At 37.0% G+C, this 14112-nt stretch carries 13 protein-coding genes; 3 read left to right on the forward strand and 10 right to left on the reverse strand.

Going from position 1 to position 14112, the window contains the following annotated elements; genetic code table 11:
• Positions 1 to 5: 5 nt before the first annotated feature.
• The 3 genes from BN1225_RS11535 to BN1225_RS11545 form a co-directional block, all read right to left on the reverse strand.
• Positions 6 to 407: a cupin domain-containing protein gene (locus tag BN1225_RS11535; RefSeq protein WP_041139970.1), complete on the reverse strand. Its 402-nt coding sequence runs from the start codon at positions 405 to 407 to the stop codon at positions 6 to 8.
• A 138-nt stretch (positions 408 to 545) separates the two neighbouring features.
• Positions 546 to 1433 (reverse strand): LysR family transcriptional regulator, encoded by an 888-nt coding sequence (locus tag BN1225_RS11540; RefSeq protein ID WP_041139971.1) that lies wholly within the window; start codon positions 1431 to 1433, stop codon positions 546 to 548.
• Between the two features lie 95 nt (positions 1434 to 1528).
• A complete protein-coding gene (locus tag BN1225_RS11545) occupies positions 1529 to 2344 on the reverse strand; it encodes a Cof-type HAD-IIB family hydrolase (protein ID WP_041139972.1) in 816 nt (271 codons plus the stop codon).
• A gap of 183 nt (positions 2345 to 2527) precedes the next feature.
• On the opposite strand from BN1225_RS11545, the gene BN1225_RS11550 reads away from it, so the two are divergent.
• Positions 2528 to 3085, forward strand: a complete 558-nt coding sequence (locus BN1225_RS11550; protein WP_041139973.1) for a GNAT family N-acetyltransferase — start codon at positions 2528 to 2530, stop codon at positions 3083 to 3085.
• Between the two features lie 91 nt (positions 3086 to 3176).
• Here the strand turns inward: BN1225_RS11550 and BN1225_RS11555 are convergent, their stop codons facing one another.
• Positions 3177 to 4595 carry a family 1 glycosylhydrolase gene (locus BN1225_RS11555; protein WP_041139974.1) on the reverse strand — a complete coding sequence of 473 codons (1419 nt, stop codon included), beginning with the start codon at positions 4593 to 4595 and terminating at the stop codon, positions 3177 to 3179.
• 126 nt (positions 4596 to 4721) lie between these two features.
• Here BN1225_RS11555 and BN1225_RS14165 point away from each other — a divergent pair, with 126 nt between their 5' ends.
• Entirely contained in the window at positions 4722 to 5282 is a 561-nt protein-coding gene (locus BN1225_RS14165; protein ID WP_187117559.1) for a TetR-like C-terminal domain-containing protein, read from the forward strand.
• A gap of 29 nt (positions 5283 to 5311) precedes the next feature.
• Here BN1225_RS14165 and gap read toward each other — a convergent pair whose 3' ends face one another.
• Positions 5312 to 6328, reverse strand: coding sequence for a type I glyceraldehyde-3-phosphate dehydrogenase (gene gap / locus BN1225_RS11565; RefSeq protein WP_041139975.1), 1017 nt, complete (start codon positions 6326 to 6328; stop codon positions 5312 to 5314).
• A gap of 154 nt (positions 6329 to 6482) precedes the next feature.
• Here gap and BN1225_RS11570 point away from each other — a divergent pair, with 154 nt between their 5' ends.
• Positions 6483 to 7061 carry an ATP-dependent Clp protease proteolytic subunit gene (locus BN1225_RS11570; protein WP_041139976.1) on the forward strand — a complete coding sequence of 193 codons (579 nt, stop codon included), beginning with the start codon at positions 6483 to 6485 and terminating at the stop codon, positions 7059 to 7061.
• A gap of 24 nt (positions 7062 to 7085) precedes the next feature.
• On the opposite strand, the gene BN1225_RS11575 is transcribed toward BN1225_RS11570, so the two are convergent.
• From BN1225_RS11575 to BN1225_RS11595, 5 genes are all read right to left on the reverse strand, one after another.
• Positions 7086 to 8177, reverse strand: a complete 1092-nt coding sequence (locus BN1225_RS11575; protein ID WP_041139977.1) for a radical SAM/SPASM domain-containing protein — start codon at positions 8175 to 8177, stop codon at positions 7086 to 7088.
• A gap of 93 nt (positions 8178 to 8270) precedes the next feature.
• Positions 8271 to 10025: a sulfatase gene (locus BN1225_RS11580; RefSeq protein ID WP_041139978.1), complete on the reverse strand. Its 1755-nt coding sequence runs from the start codon at positions 10023 to 10025 to the stop codon at positions 8271 to 8273.
• A gap of 15 nt (positions 10026 to 10040) precedes the next feature.
• Positions 10041 to 11042: a LacI family DNA-binding transcriptional regulator gene (locus BN1225_RS11585; protein WP_041140404.1), complete on the reverse strand. Its 1002-nt coding sequence runs from the start codon at positions 11040 to 11042 to the stop codon at positions 10041 to 10043.
• A gap of 80 nt (positions 11043 to 11122) precedes the next feature.
• The gene (locus tag BN1225_RS11590) at positions 11123 to 12442 is read right to left on the reverse strand and encodes a PTS sugar transporter subunit IIC (protein ID WP_197066564.1); all 1320 of its coding nucleotides are present in this window, start codon (positions 12440 to 12442) and stop codon (positions 11123 to 11125) included.
• Positions 12443 to 12573: 131 nt separating this feature from the next.
• On the reverse strand, positions 12574 to 14061 hold the full coding sequence (locus BN1225_RS11595) for a sulfatase family protein (protein ID WP_041139979.1): 1488 nt from the start codon (positions 14059 to 14061) through the stop codon (positions 12574 to 12576).
• Between the last annotated feature and the right edge of the window lie 51 nt (positions 14062 to 14112).

Raw genomic sequence — 14112 nt, forward strand, 5'->3', positions numbered from 1 at the left:
CTCTTTTATTTCAATAAGGCATACGCTTCATCACTGACCGCTTCCAACCATTCATTGCTGGCATTCTCTGCTGGAATCTCAATGGCTAAATGAACAAATGAACTCTCTTTTGCAGCACCATGCCAGTGTTTGACTTCCGCAGGAATATTCACCACATCTCCCGGTTTAAGAACTTGTGCCGGTTTTCCCCATTCCTGATAGTAACCTCTTCCGTCTGTCACTAATAAAATCTGTCCCCCGCCATGATGGATATGCCAATTATTGCGGCACCCCGGTTCAAAGGTGACATTGGCTACTCCAACGCCATGATTTCTTGCCAGCATATTCAAATAGCTTTGCCCAATAAAATAGGCCGCAAACGCATCGTTCTTTTCACCAATACCAAATAAACTCTTAATTTCAGCCATAAATATTTCCTCCTTTAATCCATTCACTTTCTTCAACTTCATCTTAAGATAAAAATCAATAAATGTCTAATGCCTATAATTCATCTTTATCCATTCATTTTAAGCATGAAAAAAGGTTTATCCTATATCGAATAAACCTTATTGTGAGTGATAGTGATGCACTAATTCTAAAAAACGCTTCATGATTGGTGTAAGCACTTGATGTTTTTTCCATACCAACACAGTATTTGACACCAGTTTGGGAGAAAAGGGAATAAAGCGCATATCTGTATGATACCGTTTGGTTAAAGCCCCCTCAATCGCAATCGCCCCTCCCATTTCATTTTTGAGGAGTGCAATCACATTTGAAATCAAGTTATAAGAGGCAAAAAAACGATAGTGATGATAGTAACCTTTTGCCCAGCTTTCCAGTTCATTTTTAATGATTGTCCGGCGCTCATTAAAAAATAGAGGGACTCCGACTAAATCTCTAGGTTCCAAACTCTCTTTATTGGCGAGAGGATGATTTTGATCAACAATCAGTCCCCAAGAATCTTGATAAGGGAGACGAATGAAATCAAATTCTTCAATATCAATGGGTTCAAGCAAGATTCCCACATCTAAAATTCCTTGATTTAGTTTTTCTTTGACTAAATTGGCTTCTCCTGTATAAAAATCATAGGTTACCAAAGGATATTGAGAAGAAAACGAACGAATGATATCGGGAAGAAAATGATAAGAAGCACTGCTTTCAGCCGAACCGATTGCGATTTGTCCGATCAGCTGTTCAAGTTCGCTTGCCATTTCACGTTCGGTCTTATTGACAAGGTCCAAGATTTCTTCTGCACGCCTTCTAAAAAGCATACCGGCTTCTGTCAGCTGAATCCCACGCTTTCCACGAATGATTAATTGTTGTCCAAATTCCTCTTCCAATGAAACTAACTGTCGGCTTAATGTTGGCTGAGTAATATGCAGAAGTTCGGCACTGCGAGTAATATTCTTTTCTCTGGCTACGGTTAGAAAATATTCCAATAGGCGTGTTTCCATGCAGTCATCTCCCCCTTTTACTTTATTATAAGGGATTTAGAATAAGATATCAAAAGATAATAAAAAGCTAAAAGTTTTACACTCTTAGCTAACTCTTATAAAACAAATTTTTCAATCGCTTCCTTTACTGCTCCTTGATCATAATCATGTTCGGTCACATATTGAGCCAGTTCTTTAATATCTTCTTCTGCACAAGGGACACAAATTCCCAATGCAGCTTCTTTGATCATCTCGACATCATTATAGTTATCTCCGATTGCAATGGTCTCACTGATATCGATGCCCAGATATTCTGCCAGATAACGTAACGCAGAGCCTTTACTTACACCGATTGCGTTGAATTCCAAATAGCGATAAGAAGAATAACTTGCACAAACACCGATTCTTTCAATATCTTCTAACAGCTCCTGTTCAATACTTTTCAATAACGGCATGTTCGGTCGTACATACAGCAATTTAGCGATCTGATCCTCTTTTAAGAAGTCCATATTAAATTCATCAATAATTTTAAAAGGGGCTTTCTGCGCTGTTTTTCTTTCTACTTCTGTCGGATCGGCATTAAATAAATAACACATGCTGGTCGTAAAAATCATGACACATACATCATAATTCTTAGCTAATTCAAATAACTCTTTTGCCTGCTGAAACGTGATTCCTTGAAAATGAAGAACTTTATCATCTTTATTTTCCATAATCAAAGCGCCATTAAAACAAATCGAATACTGATCTTCTTTCTGATAGGTTCCAATCTCCTGTAAGATTTCCTGAATCATATTATAAGCACGTCCGGTCGCCGGTACAAATTTCAAACCTTTTGTCTGTGCTTTTTTGATTGCTTCCACATTTTCTTTAGGAACATGATGATTCACCAGCAAGGTTTCATCCAAGTCCGATAACATTAATTTATACATATCCTTCCTCCTATTACTTTCATCATAATATAAAGAAAGTAGAAAGTCACTCTTTTTTACTTATAGTAACAAGCTGAAAAGATAAAAAGGTTAAGTTGCCAGTCTTTTTAGTATGGTGTATAATCGTAAGTAAATAAAGTTAAAAATACGTTCACTTTTGATAGCCGATGTGTGGAGGTTAGGATGGCAGAATTATTTGATACATTTCCATATTTAGAAAACGATAAAGTTATTATAAGAAAAATGGAATTAAATGATGTTGCAGCGTTATCAGAGATAAGCCACAATGATCATGTATATAAGTATATCCCCCCGTTTCTATACAAGAAAAGTAATAAAGTATTAGAAACTGCAATCAAAAATCTCGGTGGAAGAGATTTTGAAAAGAAAAAATATATCATCGCAGGCATCTATTTAAAAGATAATCCTAATAGATTAATAGGGTTAGCGGAAATGTTTGACTACCAAAAAAGAGAAAATAAAATAACCGTGGGCTATCGTCTAAATGAGGATTACTGGAATAAGAAAATTGCGACCAATGTTTTAAAATTAATGGTTGAATATTTAATCAATGAAGTGAATCTGACAACACTTCAAGCCTTCGTTATGCAAGAGAATGTATACTCATCAAAAGTATTATTAAACAATAAATTTATAAAAGAGGATTATACTTTACAAGAAAAAAATTGGGGTGGCCGAGATATTGTAAAGGTTGATGTATACACATATAAAAAGGATTAGATTACTTTCACTTTATCAAATAGTTAATCAAAAGATTAACTTTTTTTGCGATAATTTGTTAAATAGAGTATATAAAAAGGAGGTTTCCCTCCTAATCCAAATCTTCACCATTGCTGGCAATCACTTTTTTATACCACTCAAAAGAATCTTTTTTCATACGTTTAAAAGTTCCTTGACCCTCATCATCCACATCCACATAAATGAATCCGTAACGTTTGCTCATTTCACCGGTTCCTGCTGAAACTAAATCGATACATCCCCAAGTCGTATACCCTAATAAGTCAACGCCGTCTTTTTCAATGGCTTTTTTAAATTCTTTTATATGACGGCGTAAATAATCGATACGATCAGCATCATGGATTTGTCCGTCTTTGATATGATCTACATCACCATATCCATTTTCTACAATAAATAATGGTATACGATAGGTTGTATAAATCTCGTTTAATAAGATACGCAGTCCCACCGGATCAACATTCCATCCCCATTTGCTTTCTGTTAGATATGGATTCTTCATACCTCCGGCAATATTGCCATCCGATGACCCTGTTTGATGATCGGAATGCGTTGTCAGGGTGACACTTTGATAATAGCTAAACGAAATAAAATCAATCGTTCCTTTTCTTAATGCTTCTTCATCTTCTTTGGTCACATCTAAAGTAATTCCTTTTTCTTTCAAAATAGCCTGACATTTTGGTGTGTACCCCCCTTTGACCATGACATCATTAAAATAAAGGAAGAACTGATCTTTCATTTTCTGTACTAATAAATTATCCTGCGGATCACAAGTTCCCGCATAAACACTTGCCGCAGCCAGCATATTCCCTACTTTTAAACTCGGATCAATGGAATGTGCCAAAGCCCCCGCTTTCGCTCCAGCCACAAAAGCATGATGCAAAGCTTGAAACAGTTTCTTTTCATAATCAGCATTCTTTTCTAACATCATACCCAATGCCGAATAAGTGGAATGCAGTGCAAGATTGATTTCATTAAACGTCAGCCAATATTTTACTTTCGTATGATAGCGTTCAAAAATGACGCGGCAATAATTCATGAAATAATCAATCATTTCCCGACTTTCCCAACTATTGCATTTTTTCATTAATCCATAAGGACTCTCATAATGAGAAATCGTCACCATCGGCTGTATATTGTATTTTAAGCACTCATCAAACACATCATCATAGAATTTCAATCCTTCTTCATTGGGTTCTTTCTCATCTCCGTTAGGAAATATTCTTGACCAGTTAATCGATAAACGAAACATCTTAAATCCCATTTCCGCTAATAAGGCAATATCCTCTTTATAATGATGGTAAAAATCAATCGCTTTATGACTTGGATAATACAGCGTCTCATCAATTTCGGGAGTAAATCCTCTTTTTTTATCTTTACTTCCCGCTAAACGAAGATCGGCAATACTTAATCCTTTTCCGTTTTCTTGATATGCTCCTTCACATTGGTTAGCCGCAACAGCGCCGCCCCACAAAAAATCTTTACTAATACTCATTCGTCTCTTCCTTTCTATTTTCCTTTTGGTTATACTTATTATAGAAATGAATAACCTCTAAAACAAACACTAAAACCATAAGAATCTGTCGGATAATCAACAGATTTAACCGATATGTCGAAAAGGATGAAAAATATGAAAGAAGACCGCCGTATCCAAAAAACAAAACAGGCACTAATCAATGCTTTTGGTGCCCTAGTCAAACAACATGAAAGCTATCATATGACCGTAAAGGAACTATGTGAAAAAGCCGATATTAATCGCAGTACCTTTTATCTCTATTATCAAGATCTCAATGACTTCTTAGATCAGCTTCAAGATACGGTTGCCCAAGAAGTCGCTCAAATCATAAATACCTACCATCACCCAAAGATTCCGATGATTCAAAATCGTGAGATGATCTTTGCTTTATTTACCTATTTTGAAGAAAAGCAGTATTTTATGCAGGCTATCCTATCACGTTCAGCCCTACGCCGAGCGATCATTGATCATTTCTGTTTTATTTTAGAAAGCAAACAGATTTTTCAAGATTATGAAAATGAAGCATTGATGATTCATTATATTACATATGGCTTTATTGGTATTATCAATAAATGGCTGAATACAAAAAAAGAATCTCCCCAAGAAATGACAGAGATAACTTTGGATTTTTTTAACGGAAAGTTTCAGAGAAAGGAAAAAGGATGAGATGACTCATCCTTTTAGCTTGTCTGCAATTATTTACTTAATTCAGAGAAATATTTGATTGTTCTAACCATGTTAGAAGTGTATGAATTTTCATTATCATACCATGCAACAACTTGAACTTCAGTAGTTCCGTTTTCGCAGTCTTTAACCATAGTTTGAGTAGCATCGAATAATGAACCGTAGTTGATTCCGATAATGTCAGAAGATACTAATTGTTCTTCAGTATAACCGAATGAAGGGTTAGATGCTGCTTTCATAGCGGCATTGATTTCTTCAACAGTTACTGTTCCTTCAACTACTGCAGTTAAGATAGTAGTAGATCCTGTAGGTACAGGTACACGTTGAGCTGAACCGATTAATTTTCCGTTTAATTCAGGGATTACTAATCCGATTGCTTTAGCGGCACCAGTTGAGTTAGGTACGATGTTTACAGCAGCTGCACGAGCTCTTCTTAAATCACCTTTTCTATGAGGTCCGTCTAATACCATTTGGTCACCAGTGTAAGCATGAACTGTTAACATGATACCTGATTTGATTTTTGCTAAATTGTTTAAAGCGTTAGCCATAGGAGCTAAACAGTTAGTTGTACAAGAAGCTGCAGAGATGATTGTATCATCAGCAGTTAAGATGTTTTCGTTTACACCAAATACAACTGTTGGTAAATCGTTTCCAGCTGGAGCTGAGATAACAACTTTTTTAGCACCTGCATCGATATGTGCTTGAGATTTAGCTTTAGATACGTAGAAACCAGTACATTCTAATACTACGTCTACTCCTAATTCTCCCCAAGGTAATTTTGAAGCATCAGCTTCTGCATAGATTTTAATTGTTTTTCCATCTACAGTGATTGAATCTTCACCAGCAACAACTGTGTCACCTTTTTCGTATCTACCTTGTGCTGAATCATATTTTAATAAATGAGCTAACATTTTAGGATTAGTTAAATCGTTGATAGCTACTACTTCGTAACCTTCTGCTCCAAACATTTGTCTGAATGCTAGACGTCCGATACGTCCAAAACCATTAATTGCAACTTTTACTGCCATTAAAAAATTCCTCCTTATATTTGTATATACATATTATAAGCCACCATTCAAATAAAATCAACACATGAAACCACTTACATGTGAAATTGTTAACTTTTTAGCATGAATAATTTTTTTATTTAGAACTATAATTTAAACATGGAGGTACGAATACATGCAAATCATTCCAACTGTTATTGAGAAAACAGAAAGATCGGAACATGCTTACGATATTTTTTCAAGATTACTAGAAGAAAGAATCATCATCTTAACAGGAGAAATCAATGATCAGCTAGCCAGCAGCATCGTTGCTCAACTGCTTTATTTAGATTCTAAAAGTTCGACACAACCTATTTATATGTACATCAATTCGCCGGGAGGTTCAATCAGTTCCGGTTTTGCTATCTATGATACAATGAATTTAGTAAAATGTGACGTTTCCACCATTGCGGTAGGGATGTGTGCCAGTATGGCTGCTTTTTTATTGTCTTCAGGTACACCGGGAAAACGTCATGCTCTGCCTAACAGTGAAATTATGATTCATCAACCATTGGGCGGATTTAACGGACAAGCCAGTGACATCGAGATCACTGCCAAACGAATTCTAAGACAAAAGCACCATTTGAATGAATTACTGGCTAAACAAACATCAATTCCTTTAAAACAGATTGAAATCGATACCGACCGGGACCATTTCATGACTGCCAAAGAGGCACTTGATTATGGGATTGTCGACGAGATTATCGAGCAATAAAGAAAACTGCGCCAAATGACGCAGTTATTTTAATTGCTGAGCTATTTTTGCCATACTTTGATAATGCTCTTCTAAAAAGTCCTGATATCCGCAATAATGCTGATCAAAGTAAGTAATGCTTAATCGTTTGCAGTTGCCATGACAGATATTTTTGAATTTACACTCTTGACAGCGATCACATTGCGGGTGCGGCTGGGTCAAGAACGCTTTCATTGCTTCGCTCTGGCGAATCTCAGCAAAGCTGGAATCTTTAATATTACCGGTATCATATTCATCCAATACATAAAAATCGCAAGGATACACATGACCATTGGATTCAATGACATATTGAGGCAGACATTGTCCCAACATACCGCATTGCTGCGGTGGAATCCCTTTAAACATCAAGATCAGATTATCAAAAAGAGTAACCGACATATAATCCCCTTTTAGATAATCGGCTTCCCATAAACGATAAAAAATCTTATAAAATTTAGCGAATAACTGCGGTGTCAGCTTAAATGGGTCCTCTTCATTATCCAATCCCGGCAGACAGGGAATCAGCTGAACATATTTAAACTTCTGTTCCTTAAAAAAACGATAAAGCTTTTCCGGATGTTTCGCTAAAGGCTGAGATAAAACCGTTAAAATATTATAGTCAATCTGATATTTTTTCAAACGCTCAATACCTGCCATAATCGTCTTAAAGGTGGGCTTATTCGCATTCGTTAAACGAAAATAATCATGATTTTCACGGTATCCATCTAAAGATACGCCAACTAAAAAATGATATTTTTTAAATAATTGACACCATTCTTCTTCTAAAGATACACCGTTAGTCTGAATAGCGTATTGAATGGTCTGATTAGCTTTTTTATGTAAAGTAACATAGTCCGTGAATTTCACAAAATACTCTATCCCCGCTACCGTCGGTTCTCCCCCTTGAAAGGCAAAGGTAATGGTCGCTTCATTTTCGACTGTTAAAGCACGATCAATCAGTGTATAGAGTGTTTCATCATTCATGACACCATTAGATATAACTTCTCGATGCTCACTGACATCATGGTAAAAACAATATTTACATTTCAAATTACATAAAGATGAAGCCGGTTTGATTAGATAACTATAATATTCCATATATGTACTCCTATCTTATTAAAAACATATCATCATATAAACAGCTTAGCGAATTAGACACCCTGTTTAGACTAAGAGGGAACGATGTCCCCGCTAGTCTAATCTCATATTCAAGTTTAATTGATACATCACATCATTAATCTTCTCTTTACCGACTGTTTTTTCAATAAGTTGGTAAAACGTTGTTTCATCAATCAAATCCTGCTTTTTAAAACAATCCGAAATAAAAGAAGCATCTGACATATTTTTTACAAAGGCTAAATAGCCTTCTTTTAATTCTTCTGTTGCAAAATGGATACCCTCTATCCACTCTTCTTCACTTTCAATGACCTGTCGATCTAATAATTCGAGATACTTAGAATTAATTTCATGATCAAGTCCGTAAAAGCTGTACAATTCCTTTGGTGCATCATTTTCTTCCATCATCTGTTTGATGGCTTGAAGCAGTTGGCATTGAACCTCTTTATCTTCAATTTTTCTTGTTTGCTTAGGATCGACATCAATATTATATAAGCGATTTTTAAAGCGGCGATAATTGCTTCCGCCAAATCCTTGAGCTGGGATTTTAAGTAATGGCACCCCTTTAGTAAAACTAAATGGCTTCGCTAATGTCATTTCTTGAAGCTCTGTAGCTGAAAATAAAGAATTGATATGGGTTGGCATGATCGTATATTCAAAGATGTGATTTTTTTCATCTGCAACCGGGGCATGCATATACGTATAATGTCCATCGGTAATATTGATATTTGAACCAAAGTAACCATACAGGGCATAAGGGCGATTCGGTTCATCTTTTTCTATGATTCCTTTTAGAGATTGTCCCATCATCTCCTGTGGTTTATCCAAACCAAAGTAATCCAACAAAGTTGCAGGTACGTCAATGTTTTGAGCGATAGATTGACGCTGCTCGTTTTGAATCTTTAATCGCGGATCATAGATAAAGAAAGGAATATTAGCGATTTCATTATAGATTGGCATGATATTCTTCCCCCACCAGTCATGTTCCCCTAACAAGAAACCATGATCGGTGTTCACAATCAGCATAGTGTCTTCCCATAGATTATAGCGATCAAAGGCATCCAACACTTTTCCTACATAGGCATCACACATGCTGACTAACGCCTTATAATAGCCTTTTAATAATGCATTGGTGCGCCCATCTTGATTATTATAGTAATAAGACGGCCACCCGTGGAATCCCTCTTCTAAACCGTACATCTTCAAATATTTTTCGGGTACGAAAAAGGGTTCATGAGGATCAAAGCATTCAATCTGTAAATACCATTGATCGCTCTGATGATTCGTATCGATAAATTCAAGTCCCGCTTGTACAGTACGACACAACGGATGCATCGATTCATCTGTCATATAGCTGCGGTTGACAAAATCCTGATCACGGCTTTTTGATTTGAATTTTTTTGACAAAGGCGCTTCATTTAACTTCAAGTCAACATGGGGCTTATCAACGACACCTTTCCAGTTATCCCCCTCTTGCCCACGAATAAACTCATAACTGCTGTAACGGGGATGATAGGTTGCACCACCATCACGCCAGTAATGTTTATGGTCAGTCACCAAATGCGTATAAATTCCATGTTTCTTCATCATCTCAACAGCTGAGTTTTCCCATGATTCCAAAGGTCCCCAGCTGCGATGCAAAAAATTATAACGACCTGTATGCAGTTCACGTCTTGCCGGCATACAAGGCATGCTGCCGACATAGAAATGTTCAAATGCAACAGTTTTTTCTTTTAATCTTTGAAAATTAGGTGTAATTGTTTCTTCATTGCCATAAGCACTCAGCAAGTCCTTTCGCAATGAATCAAACATCAACATAACTGCTTTCAAAATACAGCCTCCTTATTAAGTTTCACGAATGATCAAACGTTCTTTTCGTTCATCTAATTCCTGAACATATTGATCAATGATCGGTTGAACATCCTCATTTTTGATGGCTGCAATCAAAATATCGACAGCATAGCTGGTGGTTGCCTGACATGTCGTAACGGTCGTCAAAGCAGGTGTAACAAGTTTGGAATAAGGGAGATCATTATACCCCACAACGGATACTCTTTCCGGCACCGAAATTCCATGATCGAGCAGGCATTTCACACCCGGAATGGCAATATCGTCATTAGAATAGAAGATCGCATCGATCTGATCTATTTTCTTAATAATCTCTTTGGTCACTCGATATCCATCTTCATACTCGCTTCCATTGGCATTAAATACAATCTCTTCATTATAATCCAAATTGAACGTTTTCAATGCCTTCAAGTATGCTTTAAAGCGACGAATCGTCCCCAGTGTATGCGGCAATGCTTTCACAAAAGCAATTCTGCGATAACCTTTATTATAAAGATACTCGACAACCTCTTCTCCCTGCGTAACACTTGACAGCGGCTCGGAATAAACATGCTCCCCGGTCAGATAACGTCCAACCACAAAGATTGGCATATCTTTACAAGCATAGCGCAGTACATCTTCATCTTCAATACGATTCGTAAAAACAATCACGCCGTCTGCTCTTCGTTCCGAAATATAACGCTTGGCAGTTTCAATGTGACCGTTAAACGTAGTTGCGATCAACAAATCATAACCGTATTCACTGACCTTGCGCTGTACTGCGTTAATCGTCCTAGAAAAGAACGGACGTGATGCATCATCGACAACCAGTAAAATCAGATTCGTTGACTTACGTTGTAAATCGACTGCAATACCATTCTTGACATAGTTTAATTCCTTTGCTTTTGCCAACACTTTCTGTCTTGTTTCCTCATTAATTCGAGGGTTCCCATTCAGTGCCATTGAGACCGTTGACACCCCTATGTTCAGCTCTCTTGCGATATCTTTGATTGTTGCCATAATCATCACTCCATCCACTTCATTTCAGTTAAATTCTAACATGTTTAAAGAGGGATGGCAAATTTATTGAAACGTCTCAATTAATTGCTTGAAGCGTTCTCCTGCATCAGCATTTGTTTATCATAAGCTTTGACAAATGGTAATAAAATCAAGATATCCACAATGAACATGATCACCCACATAATGACCGCTCTAAAGTCCATCGTCGATAAGAACAGGTTGATAACGCCCGGAGTTGTCCAAGGTACTGTTATGTAGATAGAACCGATCAATCCAGCATCCATTATTAAATAAGCAATTGAACACATCACCAAATTACAAAGCAGTAAAGGCAAGGCAATCAGGATATTCATCACTACCGGAATCCCAAACGTTAAAGGTTCATTAATATTAAAGATATCCGGTACCAAGGCAATCTTACGCAAGGATTTTAACTGAGCGGAACGTGCAACTAAGAAGAAGCAAACCATCATTGCCGGATAAGACATCCAATTTCCAAAGATAGTCATAAATGAACCTGCAAGCGGTGTAGTTGGTCCGCTTCCATTCATGATTGCAGATGCATTTAAGGCGATATTCGCAGTTGTAATCGGTGTTAAAACAGAACCCACGATATTGTTTCCATGAATCCCCATAAACCAAAATAAGCTAAGTAAAATACTGCACAGCATGACAGATGGCAATGAACTTGATGCTCTCATCAACGGATATAATAAAGTAAAAATCAAACGGCAAAGATTATTTCCGGTAATATTGATACATACAATATTCCCAATAAAGAATAGAGTCGTTAAAAAGACTAAAGGAAACAAGGCTTCAAACGGCGCCGCAACATTAGGCGGTACTTGAGCAGGCATCTTTAACTTAATATTACGATCGCTCATCCATTTAAAGACTTCAACAGAGACAAATGCGACGATAATCCCATAAAACATCCCTTCTCCGCCTAGGTTCTTCATTGACATGATCAACCCATTATCGGCACTCGTAAATGGTTCGGCTGATGTCATTAAGAATAAAAATAAAGCAGATACCCCGCATGAAATTCCATTTAACTTATATTGCTTCCCTAATTGATAGGCAATGGAAAACGTAATGTAAACAGCTAATAAGCCAATCGTTAAGTTATAAGGAACACTCAATACTTGAGCATAAGTCGTAGACCACGCTTTCCAGTCCAGTAAAAATTTAAAGAAAAAATTAGTTGGCTGTAACGTAGCCGGATTTACTGGCGGCTGTGCCAGTAACATAAAGAAACCACCAATAATTGTTAATGGAATCGTACAGGTCATCCCATTTTTTAAAGCTGCCAAATGACGTTGTGAATTTAATTTGTCTGCAATAGGTAAAAAGACTTCTTGAATCTTCTCTTGAAAAAGATCCATTTTGCTTGAACTCATTGTATTTTCCTCCCAATGATATATGTTGAAACGTTTCACAACCCCATTATAGCATGTAGGTAAGCGCTGTCAACACTTTTTTGAAACGTTTCAACAATATTTGAGCGAGAGAAAAGCGAACATAAGTTCGCTTATCGTTTGTCTCTTCCCATCGGAACAAAATCTCCGGTTTCCATGAAATACTGTAATAATCGTTCTTTCATTTTCCATACTGTTTCCTGATATTCCGGTTCATCAATCAGGTTCTTTAACTCCATTGGGTCTTTATCTAAATCATATAACTCATCTTTTTCATATAAACGCATTGTATATTTGATATTCCCCATTCGCATCATCGTTGCTTTTGTATGTTCTGGTCCTTCTGATCCTTGTGTCGCCAAACGTGGATAATACGGTGATTCCGGTCCATGTCCTTTTTCCATACATTGTTCTTCCCCATGAATACGTCCGCCTTCACAGAAGACTGCATCCTTATGCGTTTCATTCCCTGCCAATGTTTCCAACAGCGGTTTACCAAACTGTGTATAGCTTAATTCAAAGCCTCCCATTTTTGCGATTGTTGCCGGTAAATCTACCAATTCAACTAACGCTTTGGAAATTCTTGGTTTCACTTCAAACTGTTTAGCCGGTTTTACGACTAACGGTATATTAGAAACCGGATTTTCAAAACAGTTCTGTACCTTTTCACAAATAGAATAGTCTCCTGTATAGTCTCCATGATCACTGTATACAAAGATACTGGTATCCTCATACTGATTCGTTTCTTTTAGTTTGTCGACAATCATTCCAAACTGATGGTCAAAGCGGGATACCATTGCCAAATAAGTCGCTCTTAACTCTGTAAAACGATCTTCACTCCAGTTATCTAAATGTTGTTTTTCGTTAATTCCATAAAGCATGCTGGCTTTATCTTTTAGTGTTTGGATATTAGGTCGGCGTGGCGGTACTTTGCTTCGATCGATCATACTGTACCATGGATCTTCGCAGGCATATGGCGGATGTGGGAAAGAAATTGTACAGTATACAAAGAATGGTTTAGCGTCTTTTTCTTTACTTTTTCTTTCAATATAATCAATTGCACTCTTTACACAGTTCCAGTCCATACTGCCATAAGCACTGCCATTTTCTAATTTACCAATGTAGAAAGAATAAAGACTGCCGTCATTTATCATTTCTTCAGTAATCTTTGGCTGATTGTCTCCATGCCCGCCAAAAGGCTTATCGTTAACCACATCACGTGTATTGGTGAAGTGAATGCCGTCATAATATTCATCACAATAAGCCGTTTTTAACTTATCGCCCGGAATAACGTCGTTGCGCCCAATCCAGATTACTTCATAGCCGTTGTTTTTCATTTCTTTTAAAATATTAGGCTCATTTTCTCTCTGTAAGAAATGCATCGTACGATGTCCGGTTGTATGAGGATATAACCCCGTTAAAAAGCTGCAGCGTGATGGTACACATACCGGATTTTGACAATATGCGTTTTCAAAAGATACCCCATCATTTAAAATATTATCGATATTCGGCGTCACAGAGGCCGCATTTCCTAAATGATGCAGTGAGTCTGCTCGCATCTGATCTGCCACAAAAAATAAAATATTTGGTTTTTTTGCCATGATTTTTCATTCCTCCCTATCTAATTTAACTATACCTTTTGGGATTTCCTT

Origin of the sequence: Beduini massiliensis (assembly GCF_000829905.1) — a bacterium.
GTDB lineage: Bacteria > Bacillota_I > Bacilli_A > Erysipelotrichales > Coprobacillaceae > Beduini > Beduini massiliensis.

Coding starts and splice junctions, on each gene's coding strand:
- BN1225_RS11595 (WP_041139979.1), bottom strand. CDS start 14,061: ATGGCAAAAAAACCAAATATTTTATTTTTTGTGGCAGATCAGATGCGA.
- BN1225_RS11535 (WP_041139970.1), bottom strand. CDS start 407: ATGGCTGAAATTAAGAGTTTATTTGGTATTGGTGAAAAGAACGATGCG.
- BN1225_RS11540 (WP_041139971.1), bottom strand. CDS start 1,433: ATGGAAACACGCCTATTGGAATATTTTCTAACCGTAGCCAGAGAAAAG.
- BN1225_RS14165 (WP_187117559.1), top strand. CDS start 4,722: ATGAAAAATATGAAAGAAGACCGCCGTATCCAAAAAACAAAACAGGCA.
- BN1225_RS11570 (WP_041139976.1), top strand. CDS start 6,483: ATGCAAATCATTCCAACTGTTATTGAGAAAACAGAAAGATCGGAACAT.
- BN1225_RS11550 (WP_041139973.1), top strand. CDS start 2,528: ATGGCAGAATTATTTGATACATTTCCATATTTAGAAAACGATAAAGTT.
- gap (WP_041139975.1), bottom strand. CDS start 6,328: ATGGCAGTAAAAGTTGCAATTAATGGTTTTGGACGTATCGGACGTCTA.
- BN1225_RS11575 (WP_041139977.1), bottom strand. CDS start 8,177: ATGGAATATTATAGTTATCTAATCAAACCGGCTTCATCTTTATGTAAT.
- BN1225_RS11555 (WP_041139974.1), bottom strand. CDS start 4,595: ATGAGTATTAGTAAAGATTTTTTGTGGGGCGGCGCTGTTGCGGCTAAC.
- BN1225_RS11585 (WP_041140404.1), bottom strand. CDS start 11,042: ATGGCAACAATCAAAGATATCGCAAGAGAGCTGAACATAGGGGTGTCA.
- BN1225_RS11590 (WP_197066564.1), bottom strand. CDS start 12,442: ATGAGTTCAAGCAAAATGGATCTTTTTCAAGAGAAGATTCAAGAAGTC.
- BN1225_RS11545 (WP_041139972.1), bottom strand. CDS start 2,344: ATGTATAAATTAATGTTATCGGACTTGGATGAAACCTTGCTGGTGAAT.